The organism is Deminuibacter soli, from assembly GCF_003412455.1.
GTDB classification, from domain to species: domain Bacteria; phylum Bacteroidota; class Bacteroidia; order Chitinophagales; family Chitinophagaceae; genus Deminuibacter; species Deminuibacter soli.
Genome location: NZ_QTJU01000003.1, coordinates 98347 through 117240, shown reverse-complemented (window position 1 = coordinate 117240; position 18894 = coordinate 98347). Strand labels below are relative to the sequence as shown.

15 protein-coding genes are annotated in these 18894 nt (G+C 48.6%); 12 read left to right on the top strand and 3 right to left on the bottom strand.

The annotated features are described in order from the left end of the window. Positions 1 to 33 precede the first annotated feature (33 nt). The gene (smc, locus tag DXN05_RS10810; RefSeq protein WP_116847271.1) at positions 34 to 3558 is read right to left on the bottom strand and encodes a chromosome segregation protein SMC; all 3525 of its coding nucleotides are present in this window, start codon (positions 3556 to 3558) and stop codon (positions 34 to 36) included. Between the two features lie 240 nt (positions 3559 to 3798). Between smc and DXN05_RS10805 the strand changes: the two genes are divergently transcribed. Both DXN05_RS10805 and DXN05_RS10800 read left to right on the top strand, forming a co-directional pair. Continuing rightward, the gene (locus DXN05_RS10805) at positions 3799 to 4551 is read left to right on the top strand and encodes a hypothetical protein (RefSeq protein WP_147313893.1); all 753 of its coding nucleotides are present in this window, start codon (positions 3799 to 3801) and stop codon (positions 4549 to 4551) included. After that, positions 4526 to 5191, top strand: coding sequence for a DUF2306 domain-containing protein (locus tag DXN05_RS10800; RefSeq protein WP_245975181.1), 666 nt, complete (start codon positions 4526 to 4528; stop codon positions 5189 to 5191). The genes DXN05_RS10805 and DXN05_RS10800 overlap by 26 nt, the downstream gene beginning before the upstream one ends. Before the next feature lie 16 nt (positions 5192 to 5207). Here the strand turns inward: DXN05_RS10800 and DXN05_RS10795 are convergent, their stop codons facing one another. Further along, a complete protein-coding gene (locus DXN05_RS10795) occupies positions 5208 to 6335 on the bottom strand; it encodes a tetratricopeptide repeat protein (RefSeq protein WP_116847269.1) in 1128 nt (375 codons plus the stop codon). Between the two features lie 103 nt (positions 6336 to 6438). On the opposite strand from DXN05_RS10795, the gene DXN05_RS10790 reads away from it, so the two are divergent. After that, complete coding sequence (locus tag DXN05_RS10790; RefSeq protein ID WP_147313892.1) at positions 6439 to 7575, top strand: hypothetical protein; 1137 nt, start codon at positions 6439 to 6441, stop codon at positions 7573 to 7575. A 59-nt stretch (positions 7576 to 7634) separates the two neighbouring features. Further along, entirely contained in the window at positions 7635 to 8177 is a 543-nt protein-coding gene (locus DXN05_RS10785; protein WP_116847267.1) for an NADPH-dependent FMN reductase, read from the top strand. Between the two features lie 286 nt (positions 8178 to 8463). On the opposite strand, the gene DXN05_RS10780 is transcribed toward DXN05_RS10785, so the two are convergent. Next, positions 8464 to 9750, bottom strand: a complete 1287-nt coding sequence (locus DXN05_RS10780) for an MFS transporter (protein WP_116847266.1) — start codon at positions 9748 to 9750, stop codon at positions 8464 to 8466. Between the two features lie 63 nt (positions 9751 to 9813). Between DXN05_RS10780 and DXN05_RS10775 the strand changes: the two genes are divergently transcribed. The 8 genes from DXN05_RS10775 to DXN05_RS10740 all read left to right on the top strand — a co-directional run bounded on the left by DXN05_RS10775 (position 9814) and on the right by DXN05_RS10740 (position 18890). Continuing rightward, positions 9814 to 10677 (top strand): hypothetical protein, encoded by an 864-nt coding sequence (locus tag DXN05_RS10775; protein ID WP_116847265.1) that lies wholly within the window; start codon positions 9814 to 9816, stop codon positions 10675 to 10677. Between the two features lie 5 nt (positions 10678 to 10682). Continuing rightward, positions 10683 to 11075: a hypothetical protein gene (locus DXN05_RS10770; protein WP_116847264.1), complete on the top strand. Its 393-nt coding sequence runs from the start codon at positions 10683 to 10685 to the stop codon at positions 11073 to 11075. 142 nt (positions 11076 to 11217) lie between these two features. Beyond that, positions 11218 to 12024, top strand: coding sequence for a helix-turn-helix domain-containing protein (locus DXN05_RS10765; RefSeq protein ID WP_116847263.1), 807 nt, complete (start codon positions 11218 to 11220; stop codon positions 12022 to 12024). Positions 12025 to 12085: 61 nt separating this feature from the next. Next, complete coding sequence (locus DXN05_RS10760) at positions 12086 to 12463, top strand: VOC family protein (protein ID WP_116847262.1); 378 nt, start codon at positions 12086 to 12088, stop codon at positions 12461 to 12463. Between the two features lie 54 nt (positions 12464 to 12517). Continuing rightward, a complete protein-coding gene (locus tag DXN05_RS10755; protein WP_116847261.1) occupies positions 12518 to 13780 on the top strand; it encodes a NupC/NupG family nucleoside CNT transporter in 1263 nt (420 codons plus the stop codon). A gap of 100 nt (positions 13781 to 13880) precedes the next feature. Beyond that, a complete protein-coding gene (locus DXN05_RS10750; protein ID WP_116847260.1) occupies positions 13881 to 16973 on the top strand; it encodes a T9SS-dependent choice-of-anchor J family protein in 3093 nt (1030 codons plus the stop codon). Positions 16974 to 17043: 70 nt separating this feature from the next. After that, positions 17044 to 18222, top strand: coding sequence for an aminofutalosine synthase MqnE (gene mqnE / locus DXN05_RS10745; RefSeq protein WP_116847259.1), 1179 nt, complete (start codon positions 17044 to 17046; stop codon positions 18220 to 18222). Positions 18223 to 18392: 170 nt separating this feature from the next. Continuing rightward, the gene (locus DXN05_RS10740) at positions 18393 to 18890 is read left to right on the top strand and encodes a hypothetical protein (RefSeq protein ID WP_116847258.1); all 498 of its coding nucleotides are present in this window, start codon (positions 18393 to 18395) and stop codon (positions 18888 to 18890) included. Positions 18891 to 18894: the final 4 nt, after the last annotated feature.

The following is an 18894-nucleotide window of genomic DNA, read 5'->3' as shown; positions in this document are numbered from 1 at the left end:
TATAAAAAAGGGGCCGTTGCGGCCCCTTTTTCTTTAGTTACTCAAACTCCGGAAGTCAACCGGAACCAGCTTGCTTACACCTGGCTCCTGCATGGTTACACCGTAAATTACATCCACGGTGCTCATGGTGGTTTTGTTATGGGTTACTATAATGAATTGTGAGTTCTCGCTGAACTTCTTGATCATTTGGGTGAACTTGCCTACGTTGGCATCATCCAGCGGCGCGTCAACCTCATCGAGGATACAGAATGGTGCCGGTTTAATGAGATAGATGGCGAACAGCAGCGCCGTTGCAGTGAGTGTTTTTTCACCACCGCTCAGCTGTGTAATGCTGGAAGGGCGTTTGCCTTTGGGCTTGGCCACAATATCAATCCCTGTTTCTGCAAGGTTCTCTGGGTTAACCAGGATCATGTCTGCGGTATCTTCTTCCGTAAACAGTGCTTTAAACACCCGCTGAAAATTCTCACGTACCTGGTTAAAGGTATCGAGGAACTGCTGGTTGGCCGTGGCCTCTACTTCCTGGATGGTTTGCAGCAGGCTGTCTTTCGCGGTAACTAGGTCGTTCTTTTGTTCGAGGATGAACTCGTAACGCTTTTTCATTTCCTGGTAGGCTTCAATGGCTGTGGGGTTTACCTCGCCAATGTTCTCCATGCGTTTCTTCATACGGTCGCTGGTGGCCTGTAAATCTTCCAGTGCAGTGTTGGTTAAGCGGGGCTGGTCAATAATATCATCCAGTTCAATTTTAAATTCAACACTCAGGCGTTCTTTCATACCTGCCAGCTGCAGTTTCAGTTCGTTGAGTTTGTCTTTAATTTCATTGAGCAGGTGATCGATCATTTCACGGCTCTTGTTTTTGAGACGCAGCGCGCTTTCCTTTTCCTGCAGGGCATTGCGCATATTGTAGTAAGCCTGGTCGGCCTCGTTCAGCTTTTTCTCTGCTTCTTCTTTGGCACGCATCAGCTCCAGCAGCAGTTCTTCAGAACCTTCCAGTGCCTGCTGGCTTTCTATAATGTTTTCAGCAGAATCTGCCAGCTGTTGGGTATTGCTTTGAATTTGCTGGTGCAAATCGTTCAGCTGGTTTTCCTTGAACACCAATTCCTGTTTCAGCGCGGCTATTTTGCTTTGCTGGCGGGTTAACTGCAGGTTGCTTTCATTGTACTGGGCAGAGGCGAAATTGTATTCCTGCTCTGCCTGGTAGTAATCCTGCTCTACCATTTTCATTTCCTCGCTGGTTTGCTGCAGCTGGCTGTTGAGCTCGTGCAGTGTTTCGCGGGTTGTGGCAATGGCATCCTGTTCGTCCTGCATGCGGCCTTCCATGTCTTCGAGGCGCTGCTGCGCTGCGTGTTGTGCAGCCTGCAGGTTTTCCATTTTATTTTTGGTAGCAAACACCTGGTTGGTGAGCTGGTTAATCTCGTTCTCTGTTTGCTTGATGACGTTTTCTTTCAGCTGCTCATTGTAACCTATCACTTCATTGTGTTTGGTTTGAATGGCTGCTTTCAGTCCGGCAACAATAGCTTCCTGCGCTACAATTTCTTCGTGCAGTTTCTCAAGGTTTTTGGCACGGCCGATTTTTTTACCCTCAAACAAACCAACGCTGCCGCCGGTTAAAGTGTATTTGCCTTTAACGTATTTACCTGTTTTTTCGAGTATCACCGTGCCGTTGCCGGCTGCTGCGAGTACTTCATCATTGTCTGCGATGTATACGTTCTGTAACAGGTAGTGCGCCAGTTTGCGGAAGCTGGCATCCACTTCAATTACATCCAGTGCGGCAATAGTGCCTTGCGGCTGGTTGGTGTTGGCAGTGGCTTCTTCCAGTTTGTCGAGTATAAAGAAGTTGGCCTTTCCTTTTTTATTGGTATCGAGCAGCTGCACAGCCTGTAAGCCTTCCTGCAGGTTGTTTACCACATAGTAGTTGAGGTAAGGTTCCAGCACGTTTTCCACTGCTGCACGGTATTCCTCTTTTACATAGATGATATCGGACAAGATGGGCGCTGAATGGTTCCATCCCGGGTTGTTGTGCAGGAACTTCACGCTCTCGGGATAACCTTCCATTGAATCGATCAGGCTTTTCAGCAGGTCGTGTTCGTTGCGTTTGGCATCCAGTTTACGTGTTTCATCGGCCAGCTGCGCACGCAGCACTTCCAGTTCGCCCTGTGTGGTGAGAATCTGTTCTTTGGTGCGCTCGTGGTGCTCCTGCAACTGGCGCAGGTCGGTTCTTTTGGCTTCGAGTGATTCTTCTTTTTCCTGCAGCTCGCGTTCCAGTTGCTGCAGCTGTGCGGTTCTGTTTTGCTTTTCGTCGTTCAGCTGTGCATGTGAACGTTGCAGGTTCTGGATAGAAGTATCTGCTACCGCTACTTTCTTCTCTGCATCGAACTGGCTGCGTTGTATCTGCTGGTGTTTACCGCGCAGGGCATCTACCCCACTGCGTTTTTCATCGAAGGCGCGGCGTTTGTCTTCAATGTCCATTTTGGCATTCTCCACGCGCTCCTGCAAATCAACCAGGCGTTGTTGTTCATCGCCTACCTGTATCTGTGTATACTGGATAGAATCTTCAATGGTTTTTAACTGGCCTTCTGCTTTCTGTAAAAAGTCTTTCAGGCTGGTTTCCTTTTCGCGCAGGTATTGCAGTTTTTGCGTGGCCAGGTTGCGTTCGTTTTCACGGGTACGCAGGTTTTGCTGCAGGTCGTTAAACTGGTGCTGCATGCTTTGCAGGGAACGTTCCTTTTCAATAAAGGCAACTTTCTCCTGTTCAATGGCAGCTTCTTCTGTGGCGATCTCTGCTTCGAGGCGTATCTTCTTGTCTGTCTCTGTCTCCTGCTGTTCGTTCAGGTCTTTCCAGGTAAGGTTAAACCCTTCGAGCGAGGCCTTGGCCAGTTCCAGCGCTATTTCTTTGTATTCCTTTTTTATCTCGTAGTACTTCTCTGCCTTTTTAGCCTGGTTCTCCAGGGTTTTGAGCTGGTTGTTGATCTCGAACAGCAGGTCTTCAATACGGTTGAGATCCTGCTCAGTGGCATCCAGTTTTGATTTGGCTTCTTTCTTCCTGGTTTTGTAGATGGTGATACCGGCAGCCTGCTCCAGCATGCGGCGGCGGCTGTTTTCCTTATCCTTAATGATATCGTCTACCATGCCCAGTTCAATAATGGCATAGCTGTCGGTACTTACGCCGGTATCCATAAACAGGTTATGGATATCCTTCATACGGCAGGCTACATCATTCAAACGGTATTCACTGTCCCCGTTTTTGTAGAAGCGGCGCGTGATGGTGATGGTGCTGAATTCGGTGGGCAGCAGGTTCTTGGTGTTTTCAAATGTGAGACTAACTTCAGCCAAACCGCTCGGACTGCGGGTTTTGCTGCCGTTAAACACCAGCGCTTCCAGGTTTTCGCTGCGCAGCGCTGATATTTTCTGTTCACCGATAACCCAGCGGATAGAATCGATGATGTTACTTTTACCACAGCCGTTGGGCCCGATGATGCCGGTAATACCCTCATCAAAATTCACCACAGTTTTATCAGCAAAACTTTTAAATCCCTTGATTTCTAATTGTTTTAATCTCACAGTCTAGGCCATTTTAGCAAACGCGAACTTAAGCGAAAAAGGTTAATAAAGGGGCACTATGGATAAATCTGTGGAGAATTGGTGCATTGCGACGCGTAAAATGCAGGTGGCTCCTACCGTATACCATTTATTTGCTATATCTAAATGGGTATCAATACTGTGTTCCTTATAAAAATATGCTATATACAAGCTGCGCGTAACCATTATAACAATAGTTTTGTGCAAAACAACCCATTTCAAGTGAAAATCATTGTTGTTGCAACACTGCTGACCGGATTAATGCTCACCGCCTGCACCGGTAAAAACACAAACCAGGAACCCGCCAGCCACACCGCTTCCGATTCTGCGGTAGTATCGCTGTACAAAGGCGATTTTGATGGCAGCCCCATTTACATCACCATTAACTATCATAACGGCAATAAAGTGGCCGGGTACAATGTACACAAGGGCCTGAAAAGAAACATTACCGGTGAGCTGCTGCCTACGGCCAATGGCTTTACCGCCACGCTTGATGAGCCGGGTGATAATCCCTATGACGGTCATTTCATCATTAACTTCGATACGGCTTTTGCCAAAGCCACCGCCAGCTGGTCGCCCGTGAAGCCAGACGGCCCCCGCGCCAAAGATTTTACCCTGGCAAGAGCCACTTCGCCCAAACGCCAGTACGAAATTGATGAGGTAGGTTACGATCCCTTTACCGATGGCGGCATGATGGCCGGCGACCACAGCGATATCAATTTTGAGAAAGATGGCTCCTGCCTGCTTACCTATTACGCGCATATAACAGACAGTACTTATGTAGACCAGCTGACTACCGTAAAAGGTACCTGGGAGGTAAAAAACAACCAGGTGCTGGTAAACTGGCAACCCAATGAAACTTTCAAGAAAACAAACACTGTTTTTGATTTCAGTTTTTACCAGAACGACGACGGCAAAAAATACCTGAACGGCATTAAAGGGGAAGGATTTGATTTCAGCATTATCGTGGATTAAACATACCGCCTTACCGCTGCTGCGCAAAATACCGGCAGTAATAACTGTAGTGCTGATACTGGCAGGCAGCTGGTTAATGTTGCTGTTAACCCTGCCTTACACTTCATTTGACCGCTATACCGGCTTTCTGCAAACTAAAATTGCGGTATATCACCTGCTGCACTGGCGGGTGAGTTTTTACGTACATGTATTTGTAAGCATGCTGGTACTGGTAAGCGGACTGCTGCAATTTAACCGCACCTTACTGCGCAAATACCCGCGCTGGCACAGGCTGGCAGGTAAGCTGTACGTGCTGGTGGTATTGCTGTTAAGCGGGCCTGCCGGTTTAGTGATGGCTTTTTATGCCAACGGCGGATGGCCCGCACGCACCGGGTTTGTTTTACTCGCCTTATCGTGGCTTACTACCACCGCCCTTGCCTGGCGCTATGCTTTACAACGCAAATGGCAACTGCACGGTAACATGATGACACGCAGTTATGCCTTGACCTTATCGGCACTTACCCTGCGCGGTATGATCTATTGCATTGCTGTACTGCGGATCAATATAAGTCCTGTAGCAGCCTATGTTTTTGTTGCCTGGGCCAGCTGGGTGCTGAACTGGCTGATCGCTGAGTGGATGATAAAAACGCGTGGTGAGTAGTGATCCCCTCCTCTCCCTACATTTTCACAAAATGCCCGCCCGGTGTAATGCTGTATTGTTCGGTACCGGCTTCTTCCATTGCGGTAACATGGTTATCACTTTCGTAGCCTGACTGCTCGGGGTCTTTCAGGTAAGATATTTTATAGCTTTTGATGCTTACCTGCGAATCCTGTTTCAGCTCTGCAATTTTAAACGGCTCGCTGAATTTTTTATGTCCGCCAATGGCGAGTTTTTCTATCAGCTTGCCTTTCTTGTCATAACTAACCAGGTAGTAACTCAGGGAAATATTGCCGCCATTGGGCATTACTTCACGCAGAAACTCGTCTTCAATAGCATAGATCAATACCACGGAAGAATCGGTTTGTTTTACCTGGCCTACACGCACGGCCACTTTACCTACATCTCGTGAAAACTTGCTGTCGCGCATTTCGCTTACATAACGTTCATAATCGTAGGGAATTACTTTCTCCTCACCAAGGTATCCCTCCTGGTCAACCCGGATATAATTGGTATCGAGCACCAGCGGGAAATGCAATGGTTTAAAATCGCGGGCATACATTTTCCACTCCAGTGTTTCGGTATCACCTGCCCCATTGAGCGCAGCTTTTACGGCATTGGAGAATGTCCAGTTGTCTTTACGGATGTATTCCAGGTCAGGATCGCTGAATATCTGTTTGCTGTTGTTGTAACCAAATTCAATGGCAGACACCAGGTAGTACAGTGCAGCAGAATCCTGGTGTAAGATAGAATATGCACAGGCGGTATTGTACAGCAGCTTGCCCAGCGGTTTGTAGTTGAGGGCTTCTGCCATGGAGTAGGCTTTTACGGCTTCCTCATATTTGTTGCTGCCCGAAAGCGCATTGCCCAGTTCGTAATACGTCTTCGCCTGCGGAAGCACCACGAGCGATTGTTTAAACAATGCAACACTGCCGGATGCCTTGTTTTTGTTGCGGTATTCATCCACCGCTTTCTGAAAAAGTTTATCAGCCGCACCTGCAGCGCCCTCGCTGTGGGCAGCTACCCACAACACCGAATCTTTGTTGTAGATGGCATTTGCCGTAAGGTGAACACTTTGTTGCTGATTGGACTGTTTACATGCAGCCAGCAGCAAACCGGAAAGGGAAACATATTGCCAGAAACGCATAAGCATGGGTTTATTAGGAAGTACACAAATGTAAGCCTCCGGAAATGAATGATGAATAAAAATTGTGTTACTTATCTTTATGCTCTTCAATTATTTCAACTGCATGAACCAACGGATTGTCTTCGCAGCTTTTTTATTGTGTATTAACCTTGCGGGCCGCGCGCAAACGGCGCTGAGCGGGGTGCAGTACAGCCAGGCCCTGTTGGTAAAACCGGAGGGTGTTTTTATACTGGGCAAAACGTTTAAAAACAGCAACGGCGCGTGTTTTGCCACGGTAAAAAAATTCGATGCCGCGCTGAAAGAACAATGGTCGCTCAGGATAGACAGCCTGCCCATTAACGTATTCAGCCAGATGGCATTTGCCGGCGATACCCTGCTGGTAACCGGTGTGCATGCCACGAACACCGGCAATGCAGCCAGCGGAGTGCAGGTACTGCGCTACATTAACACCGGTGGAAAAACATTGAAAACGGTAAGTCTGGGTGCAGCGACTGCAGATGTGTGCGGCACCATTGCCACAGGCAATAACCGAACGGCCATCGCTTATCTATATAACAACGGTGCACAGGCAACAGAACAGGCCAGCAAAAGTGTTATTAAAACAACAGTAAGTTATGGCGGCAAACTGCAAACCTTTGCCTTTACATGGACAAGCGTGCTGCCCTTTTACACCTTCTACGGCAACAACAAAATATATGTGCTGGGTAATTACAACAAGGAGTATACTTCTATGACCCAGCCTTTTTTACAACGCCAGGATATAGCTACCGGCAAGCAGCTGGAGAAAATCATCGCCACCAGGGAAGATGAGTTTTTGGCCAGTGCCTGGTTCAGGGAGCAGTTTATTCATATCATTACCTTATCCAACCCGTTTAATACCGATGAATCGCAGTACGTAAAGATTACCGCCATTACTCTTGATGGCGTCATCACCGGCAGTGTTAAAATCCCTTTTATGCGTTATCACTGGGAATGGGCTGGTCATGATAATGTGTATGCAGATGCAACAGCGATTTACCTGCTCGTAAGAAAAGATACAGACCCTGCAGCCACGTGGCTCGCTAAACTGGACTATACCGGTAAATTGCTGCATGAATGGCGTTTACCTGCGCAGGATAATTACTTCCAGTACACTGTTTATAAGGGTGAATTATTTTTTATCGGCGTCCCCGTGAACACAGCTGTTGCTGCTGGCAGTTTGCCGGTGCCGGTGCTGCAGAAATTTAAGCTGGGGGAATGATTGCCTGAAGGGTTTAATGGCTTGATGGCTTTTATGGTTATTTAAAACAAATAAGTAAGATGGAGCGATATATTTTAGCTATTTCAGGGAGTTTGCGTGCGCGTTCGTTTAACCAGTCGTTACTGGAAGCGGTGGCTGCCATGCAGCAGGGAACAGATCTGCCTGTACTGTTTTCCACGTCTATTGGTGAGTTGCCGCATTTTAACCCGGATATTAATACAGAGCAGCTAACACCCGCACCGGTAAAGGCTTTCCGCAATCAGGTACAGGATGCTGCGGCTGTGGTGGTATGCACACCGGAGTATGCATTTGGCATGCCGGGTGTATTAAAAAATGCGCTGGACTGGCTGGTTTCCTCAGGCGAGTTTACCAATAAACCTACCATCACTATCAGTGGCTCGCCATTGGTTACAGGCGGCGATAAAGCACATGCTTCGCTGCTCACCACCTTAAAAGTAATCGGCGCCAGCATACCCGAAGGCGGCAGCATCAGCATACCTGCCGTTACCAAGAAAATTGGTGAAGACGGTCGCCTCCACGATGCTGAAACCCTGGAGCAATTGCAAAGCCTGTTGAAGCTGGTAACAGCTGCAAGCTTCTAGCTGCGAGCTGCAAGCTTGTCTGGTGCCAGTCGCCTGCGGCGAAGCAATAGGTTCGCTAAGATAGTCCCGACTGTCGATTCTCGTTCTCGAAAAGTCTTCGCCAAGATCACTGACGACTGACGATTCACGAATAACGCTCGCTAAGATAGTCCCGACTGTTGATTCTCGTTTCTCGAAAAGTCTTCGCCAAGATCACTGACGACTGACGACTGACGATTCACGAATAACGTTCGCTAAGATAGTCCCGACTGTCGATTCTCGATTCTCGCTGCTTCTCACTCACGCTTCACGCTGTGCGATCCAGTTCCTTCCCGGGCTTCATGAATACATAACACAACAGGGATATGAAAATGCACGTGGTTACGTACCAGTAATACCAATGCTCGTGCCCGATGTTTTTACAATACAGGGCAATGTATTCGGCAGTTCCGCCAAACAGCGCAACAGTAATGGCATAGGGAAAACCCACACCCAGCGCACGTATGCCGGCAGGGAACAATTCTGCCTTTACAACGGCGTTAATGGAAGTATAACCGCTTACAATCACCAGCGCTGCGAGTATGAGCCAGAAAGCAGTGGCAGCGGTGCCTGCAGTGCTCACTGCGGTTAAGATGGGCACCGTGAAAATAGTGCCGAGTATGCCGAAGGAGATTAACAGGGGTTTGCGGCCGATCCTGTCAGATAAAGCGCCCATCAATGGTTGTAAAAAAGCATAGATCAGCATTAGCCAGAATACGATTTCGGTTGACCGCTCCTTGGTTAAGTGCACCGTATTTACCAGGAACTTCTGCATGTAGGTAGTGTACGTATAAAATGCCAGGGTACCACCCATGGTTAAGCCCACCACAGTCATTACTGCCCTGGGATGCTGTTGCAGCAGTGCTTTCAGCGATCCGCTGTTTTTATTGGCAGCAGCCTTCTGCAGTGATTCGGGCATATGCACCCGCAGGTACAACACGGTTACCGCGAGTATAGCACCGATCACGAATGGAATGCGCCATCCCCATGCATGCATTTGTTCAGCACTCAGCAACACCTTTTGCAACAGCATTTGTACGCCGAGCGCAACCAGTTGTCCGCCGATGAGTGTTACATATTGGAAGCTGGAATAAAAGCCACGTTTACCTTTTACCGCCACTTCACTTAAATAGGTAGCCGAAGTGCCGTACTCACCTCCTACACTCAGCCCCTGCAGCAAACGGGCGAGCAGCAAACAAACAGGAGAAATAACACCAATGCTTTTATACGATGGCATGCATGCAATCAGCAATGACCCGAATGACATAAAGAGTACCGACAAAGTCATCGCCGTTTTACGCCCTTTGCGGTCTGCAATACGGCCAAACAGCCAGCCGCCTACCGGGCGCATCAGGAAGCCTACGGCAAATATGGCAGCCGTATCGAGCAACTGGGCTGTGGGATTGCCTTTCGGAAAAAACACGGGTGCAAAATAAATGGCGAAGGCTGCGTACACATACCAGTCGAACCATTCAACCAGGTTACCTGCAGAACCGGTCAATACCGCTTTGATGCGGCTGCTGCCGGTTGTAAAATTGTGTGTATCGTTTGTCATGTTAATGGGTGAAAATAAAAAAAATCCCCGACCTTAGAAGCCCAAATAACCTGCTAACTTGCTATGACACAAAAGTTACGTTCTGCTGCCCTCCTGCTACTGCTTATTGCCACGCTTCATGCCTGTGTAAACATAAAAGCGGTGGATACCTACGCCACAGGTGCGCTGGAAAACATCACACAATTCGACAATACCGGGTATTCCTTTCAACAGGCCTGTGCCGATTCGTGCAAACTGCAACGTTATTTCAGCCTGCAGCTGCAAACCACACCCTGCCCCTGCGAATCGAACAAAAAGGCCGATGCAGGTACCCGTAAAATATATGAGGCATTGAAAGCCTATTTCACTGCACTGTCAAAACTTGCCGGTAAAGATGCCAGCACCTACAAGGTAACGGCGCTGGGCACTTCGCTCAATGAATCGGGTTTAATCAGTTCCACGCCTTACAAAAAGGAAGTAGTGAATGCCTATTCAAAAATATCGGAAGTGTTACTGCATCTCATCACTGATGGTTACCGCAGCCGCAAGCTGAAGCAGGTGATCGAACAATCCAACGGCCCTGTGGATACCTTGCTGCATTACCTGTCCTTTGCCATTGCCACCAATCTCAGCGGCAAGTTGCAGGTAAAGGCAGCCAGGCTGCAGTATGATATTTATCCTGAAATGATGCGTCATGCAGCAACCGATTTTGAAAAGAAAAAAGTGATTGACGAATACGATGATACCATGGCTGCCATTGCGGCCAAACAGGCATTGCTCGAAACCTTTGGCAAAGCACTGGAAAAAACAGCAGCAGGGCACCGCCAGCTATACAATAACCGCAACCGTTTAACCGCGAAAGATGTACAGGAAGCAACCATGCGCTATGCCAATGACCTGGGTGATCTGTACAACGAATTCAATACCATTAAAAACGCCGATAAATAGCCCATATGCCACAGTTAACTGCCGAACAAACAAGCCAGCTTGCACACAGTTTCCTGGTAATAGCCCAGGCCGTAGGCGAATACCGCATTGCCAATATCAATACACTCAGCGAAGCACAAAACCAGCAGCTGCGCTCGCTGCACTGGAATATACTGAACTACTCCGACGATTTGTTTACCCAGTCAACCCTGCTCGTGATGAACACGGTACAGGATTCCCTTGCTAAAATTGCAGGACTTACAGAGGAATTGAAAAGCAGCTACCACCAGCTGCAGAACATACAAAAAGCCATCAATGTAGCCGCGGCAGCCAGTACACTCGGCGCCTCTATCATGAGCAAAAACCCTGCGGCGATAGCAGGCGCTATCAAGTCGGCCATAGATGCATGGAAGGCATAACAAGGTTCCATTGGTTCCATTGTTTAAATGTTCAATGTAACCTTGTCTGCAACTATTGAACTATTGAACGTTTGAACTATTGAACTATTGAACATTTGAACCGTTGTTCAAAGTACTTCTTTGAACAACCATCTTTGAACCGATGCTTTATTATACGCTGCCGCCATCGCTGTTGCTGAGCCCGTTTGTGCGGGCTTACTGGGTACTGGAACATGAAGTGCCTGCCGGGCAGCCCTATGTGTACCGTTCTATGGCAGATGGTTTACCGGAGATGATTTTTCATTACAAAGGACGGTTTAAACAACTCACACAGCAAGGTGCATTAAGTGAGCCGCTGTCTATGATACACGGGCAGGGCACACAATACCACCGGTTTATTACCCACGAAAGTTTTGGCATTTTTGGCGTGTACTTCTACCCTTTCGCTTTTCAACGCCTGTTTGGCATGCCTGCTGCTGAATTCAGTGATCAGATGCCCGGTCTCGAAACATTTTTAGGCAACACAGGCCGTGAATTGGAACAGCAGGTACTGGCAGCAGACAGCAATACCGCCAGGGCTGCACTGGTAACCGGTTTTCTTGAACAGCAGCTGCGCATGCACCCGGTTATCCCGGAGGCCATGGCTTCGCCTGTGCTGCAACTCATTGCATCAAAGGGTACCATTAGTGTACAGCAGCTTGCCTATGACCATTGCCTCAGCATACGCCAGTTTCAACGCAGGTTTAAGGAAGCGGCGGGCTTCAGTCCGAAACGTTATGCACGCATTATCCGTTTCCAGCATGCACTAACGCATTATGGCAACAGGCTGCGCCCGCTCACTGATATCGCTTACAGCTGCGGTTACTATGATCAGGCCCACTTCATCCATGATTTTAAGCAATTCTCCGGCTACGAGCCAGGCCAATATTTTCACGGGAACCCCGAAGGAGCTGAATGGAGGGACGGATAGTGTCGCGTTTTTACAATTCCGGGCGGTGAGCACTTGCTAGCTTTACATAAAATTAAATGCCATGTCAACAACAACTATTCCCCAGACACACCAGCAAATTATGCCCTACCTCGTGGTACCGGGTGCTGCCGGTTTTTCGGCCTTTGTGCAGGAAGTGTTCGGCGCAAAGGAAACCTACCGCGCCATGCGCGACGAAAGCACCGTAATGCATGCCGAGGTGATGATCGGCAATAGTACCATCATGTTTGCCGATTCCACAGCCGCGTACAACGTACAAACTGCGGGTTTATTTATTTACGTGGAAGATGCAGATGCAGCCTTCCGGCGGGCCCTGAAAGCAGGCGCTACGGTGGTAAATGAAATGGCCGATCAATCGTACGGCCGCAGCGGTGGCGTGAAAGATCCCTTCGGAATTACCTGGTGGATTACTTCGGTATAGCAGGAAATTACATATCTTCATCGCTTATTTTAATATACCTCTACCTCCGTTACTATGGGAAGATTTCAAGGGATTATTGGCATAGCACTTATCCTGGGACTGGCGTTCCTGTTTTCCAACAATAGAAAAAAAATTAATTACCGGCTGGTTTTCAGCGGCATGGCCCTGCAGATTGTCATTGCGCTGCTGGTATTTAAAGTGCCGCCTGTATCGCGCTTTTTCCAGGCGCTGGGACATGGCATGCAAAAAATTGAGGAATTCGCCTTCCAGGGTGCATCATTCGTATACGGAGGTATTGCGGTAGAAAAACAACCCGGCATCATTGCCAATTACAGGGGCGGCGGGTTTGTATTTGCCTTTAATGTTACGGCCACTATTATATTGGTTTGCGCGCTGGTGGCCGTGTTTTACCACTACGGCATTATGCAGCGCGTGGTAGCGGTAATTGCCCGTGCCATGAACTTTGTAATGCGCGTAAGCGGCGCTGAAGCCCTGAGCAATGTTGCCAGCGCCTTTGTTGGCCAGGTGGAAGCACAGGTAATGATTCGCCCGTATTTACAGGGTATGACCAAAAGCGAACTGCTCGCCAGCATGAGCGGCAGCCTGGCCTGTATTGCCGGCGGTATACTGGTGGTGTATGCCAATATGGGCGCAGCGGCCGGACTTGATCTTGCCCCCAAACTAATCACCGCCAGTTTAATGGCTGCACCCGGCGCATTGGTTATCGCGAAAATTGTGTTCCCCGAAACGGAAGAAAGTCAAACCATGGGCAAGGTAAAACTGGAAGTGAAAAGCCATTACACCAACGTAATCGATGCCATTTCACACGGCGCAGGCGATGGTTTTAAAATAGCCATGAATGTAATTGCCATGCTGATTGGTTTTATTGCCGTAATCGCTGTGCTGGACTGGGGTTTGATTAAAATAGGCCATCTCTTTAACCCGCACTTTGATTTAAGCCTGAATTATATTTTCGGTAAAGTCTTCTACCCCATGGCCTGGTCAATGGGTGTACCTGATGGCGATGTAAACAACGTAGCCACTTTGCTGGGGCAGAAATTATCCATCAATGAATTTGTTGCCTTTCAGAACCTCACCAATAAATCAGTTCCCATTGTATCAGAAAAAGGCCTGCTGATTGTAAGTATTGCCATTTGCGGCTTCGCGAACTTCAGCAGCGTTGGCATGCAGATAGGCGGTATCGGTGAAATAGCGCCAGGCCGCCGTACAGACCTTGCCAAACTGGGTTTAAAAGCCTTGTTATGTGGTACACTGGCATCGTATCTTTCTGCTACAATTGCCGGTATTTTGATTTAATCATCGGCAATTTTTCATTTTGTGCAGATATGCATGGTAAAATATGTTTAAAACGTTAATTTTAAACAGGCTTTTAGCTTAGTGAGCCGTATTTACCTATATGCCGTTTAAACAAGTATTAGCTGCAGTATTAACCCTGCTCTCTGTTCAGATCTTTGCCCAAAAACAGCCATCAGCCAACCATATCACGCGCAGGTGTGCGACCATGGAAGTGATGCAAAACATGCTGCGCAACAATCCCGATCTTAAAAACCAGTGGAAAGCAGAAAGCGAACGCCTGCTGGAGCAATACCGCAACAGCCCCGCAAGCCGGGAAACCTTTCCCACAGGAACGATTGTAGTTCCCATTGTAGTGCACATTATCACCAATAACCCGGCCAGCATATCCGACAGGGATGTACTCGACCAGATTGAAATACTCAATACCGACTACGCCGGTGCCAACATAGATACCAGCTTTCTTACACCGGAATTCAAAGCCCGCTTTGGCCGCACACATATCCGTTTTGTAATGGCACGCCGCACACCTGCGGGAGCCTTAACCAACGGCATTGAACGCAAAACAACCAGTGCCACCTTTACTTCCAATACATCCAATGCCGTAAAACATGTAGCCCAGGGCGGTTTGGATGCATGGGATGTCAATAACTATTTCAACATATGGGTGGCCAATTTTACAGATGGCCTGCTTGGAATTTCTACCTTTCCCTATATGACACCAGCCAGCGAACAGGGTGTGGTGATCAACAATATCGGCTTCGGCATTAACCCCTGCCATGTAGATCCCCGGTTTAACCTGGGCCGCACGCTGGTTCATGAAACAGGACACTATTTTTACCTGTACCATGTTTGGGGCGATGATCAGCTGGAAAGCAATACCTGCTCTGAAAGCGATTTCACTACAGAAACAGGCGCTGATTTACCTGCAGCGTGTACTGATGATACACCCAACCAGGGTGTAAGTTCCAGCGGTTTTCTGGCCGGTTATGTGATAGACAATTGCAGTACTGCCAAGCCTGGCATCAATTACCAGAACTACATGGATTATACCAATGATGTGAGTTACGGTATGTTCACTGCCAACCAGGTGTGCCGCATGCATGCTGCGCTGGATTTATACCGCAGCTCTTTAAAAGCATCGGCTGCAGCATCTGCACCCGGCACGTTTACAGATGCTTACCTGGTTGCATTGCAGCCCGGCGGCAGTGCCTGCGGCGTGGTGCCGGTAGTAGCTAAAAATACCAATGTTATTACGCAACTGCGCAATGCTGGCAATACCACGCTCACCAGTGTAAACTTTACCGTACAGTATGATGGCAGTACGGCTACAACCGTGGGCTGGTCGGGCAAACTGGCACCCGGTCATGATACCCTGGTAAACCTTGGCCCCATTACTGCAGCACAGGGCGCGCACACCCTTACCGTATTTACCACTACACCCAATGGCGGTGCAGATGGTTATGTATTAAACGATACCATTGTAAAACAGATTACCGTAGCACAAACAGCTATTGCAGCGCCGTTCACAGAAAGCTTTGAAGGTACCAGCTTCCCCCCGCAGGGCTGGACAGTTTCCAACCCCGACAACAGCGCGTTTACCTGGGTAAGGGCATCAGGCGCAGGTGCTACCGGCACCAAATCGGCTGTTGTACAAAACTATGTGGACAGTCTTGACGGCGAATGGGACGACCTGATTACACCACCGATCGATTTTGGTGTAGCCAATGCAGCCACCCTCACCTTCCAGGTGGCATACCGGCAATTAAACCAAAACGGTTATGTGGATGGGCTGGATATATGGGTATCGGGCGACGGCGGATTAACCTACCAGCCTGCCTACCGCAAATCTTCACCAGACCTGTCTACTGTTGCAGGTACCACACCCAATTCATTTGTGCCAACAGCAACGCAGTGGCGCAAAGAAACCGTAGACCTAACGCCTTTCCTGGTGCAGGGGCAAAAAATGCAGATCCTCTTCCGCAACATAGCCGGCTGGGGCAATAACCTGTACATTGATGATATACAGGTTACTAAAAACTCGCAAACACAGTACGATATTGCGATTAAAACATTGAGCGCTCCGCCGTTTACGTGCACAGGTACCAGCATTACGCCTGCCGTAACGCTATTCAACAACGGCACCGCAACGCTTACCAGCGCAACACTGCACTACGCGGTTGACAATGCAACCGCTACAGCCGTGCCCTGGCAGGGCAACCTTGCTCCCAACGATTCTATTGCCGTATCGCTGCAGGGAGTTTCCGGCAGTCTTGGCCAGCATACCCTGCTTGTTTACACCACCAGCCCCAATGGCAATGCAGATCAGCTTACTTCGAATGACACCGCAAGCCAGGGTTTTGCCATTACCGGGCTTGTCAATGCACCGGTATACGAAAGCTTTGAAAGCACCGTTCCACCTGCAGGCTGGGGTATTTATAATCCCGACAACAGCATAACCTGGGCACAAACCACGAAAACCAATGGCAACAATGCATCGCAGGACAGCCATGCTGCCTACATGAACAATTTTGCCTATACCGGCAGCGGTAACATTGATGAACTGCGCAGTCCAACAGTGCAATACGGCACCGTGGATTCAGTGTTCGTGGTATTTGATGTAGCGGCTGCGCATACGCCCATTATCTCGGTATTGCCGGGCGATACACTACAGGTGTTTATTACCAGCGATTGCGGTAATACCTTGCAGAAAGTTTACGAGAAATACGGCACTACTTTGCAAACGGCAGGCAGCACACCCGCCGGCGGGGCTGTTTTTGTTCCGTCACAGGCATCCCAGTACCGCAGGGACAGCATTAACCTCACCAGCATTGTACCATTGAGCGGCGGTTCGTTCCAGGTGGTATTCCGCAACGTATCGAACGGGCGCAACAATATTTATATCGATAGTGTACAGATCTATACCAAGTCGCTGCCGGCCAAACTGAAAGAACAGGGATATTTGATTTACCCCAACCCCTTCCAGACCTGGTTTGCGGTGCAGCACCTGAAAGCGCCCACCAACCTGCAGGGCATTGAAGTGTTCGATGCAGCAGGCAGGCGCATTTATTCATCGCGCTACAGCAGCAATGCCCCGTCGTACATTACTGTAAACCTTGGCAACGTACCGCATGGCATGTACTTCGTACAACTGGTGTACCTGGATCATAAAGTGACAGAACGGGTATTGAGGTAAAACAAATCCCGAAGCTATCAGCTCGCAGCTCGTAGCTTTTCTCTAGCTTTGCACCCTAAACAGAAGAGCAATGTTTACCGTTAGCGCAGACCCAAAGACCATTGTTTCGGCAACAGCTGATCCTTATTTAAAAAATATAGGCGACAAAATCCTGGCAGGTGAAAGAATCACTGCCGATGAGGGTTTGGCCCTGTTTGAAAATGGCAGCCTGCCGTTTGTTGGCGCACTTGCCAACTGGGTAAGGCAGCAAAAACATGGCAACAAGACCTATTTTAACCGCAATTTTCATATAGAACCCACCAATGTTTGTGTGTTCTCCTGCAAATTTTGTTCTTACTCACGCCTGTACGCCCATCGTGACGAGGGCTGGGAACTGAGCATAGCGCAAATGCTCGACATCGTTAAAAAATACGATGGCAAACCTGTAACAGAGGTGCACATTGTAGGTGGCGTGCATCCCAAAATGAACCTCGAGTTTTTCTGTGAGCTCATCCGCAAAATCAGGGAACACAGGCCCGATCTGCACATCAAAGGTTTTACCGCGGTAGAGCTGGATTATATGTTCCGTAAAGCCAAATTAACGGTAGAACAGGGCATGAAACAGCTGCACGATGCCGGTTTGCAGTCGATGCCCGGCGGCGGCGCTGAAATTTTTCATCCCGATATACGCAGCCAGATTTGTGATGACAAGGTGGATGCTGACGGCTGGTTGAATATTCACCGTGCTGCACACAACCTGGGCATGCATACCAATGCAACCATGCTGTACGGCCACCTGGAGCAATACTGGCACCGGATAGACCATATGGAACGCCTGCGCCAGCTGCAGGATGAAACCGGCGGGTTCAATACCTTTATTCCGCTCAAATTCCGCAATAAAGACAATGAGATGAGCCATGTGGCAGAAAGCTCAGTGATCGAGGACATGAAACTGTACGCGATTGCCCGCCTGTACATGGACAATTTCCCGCACCTGAAGGCCTACTGGCCCATGCTTGGCCGTAAAAATGCACAGCTCACCCTGTCATTCGGCGTAAACGACCTGGACGGTACCATTGATGATACCACCAAAATTTACTCAATGGCCGGCAGTGAAGAACAAACCCCTTCACTGAGCACAGCCCAGCTGGTAGCGCTGATTAAACAGGTAAAACGCGAACCGGTTGAACGGGATACCCTGTACAACGTGGTAAAAAACTATGCCGATATTGATCTTGCAGAATTGGAACAAAACCCTATATACAACTAATTATCAGTTATATAATTCAAAAGGCGCTGCCCGCGGGCGGCGCTTTTTTATTGCACGGCCCTGTGCATGCGGCCAGGCTGTTTGCAGTTTATTTTTGGGCGGCCCAACAATACTTACGTTGCAGTACGTATTAGGGTAGTAAATAACCACTACTCAAAAATTTCAGGGAAATGAAGAAAAACAAACTGCCGTTGCTTGCACTTGCTGCGACAGCACTCGCCGCGGCGACCATTACCGGCTGTTTTAAATCAAACGACAGTCAACCCGCATCGCTCACCAAAAACCAGGTATTTATGGTACAGAAACCCTGGGCGATCAGATCAATCACCATCCCAAAGAAAAACGATTCAACCCAGGACAGTTCTATATTTCAGCCTTGTCATTCAAAAGCAGGTATTTACTTCGGTCAGCCCGTATACAGCGACGGCTCCGGCGCTTTTGCCTATCTTGACAGCGCCAAAGGTTGCGACAGCAACGCTTTCCATTACGGCCAGGGCCGCTGGTTGTTTGCTACAGCTGCCGAAGACAGCCTGGCAACCCTTAATTACAGCTACGGCATCAGCGTAATGAAAGTTTTAGCACTGAACGATTCAGTTTTACAGGTACGTTTCATCGATTCTATGAGAAATGCACCAAAAATTCTGAAAACGATAACATTTGTTCATTAGAAAT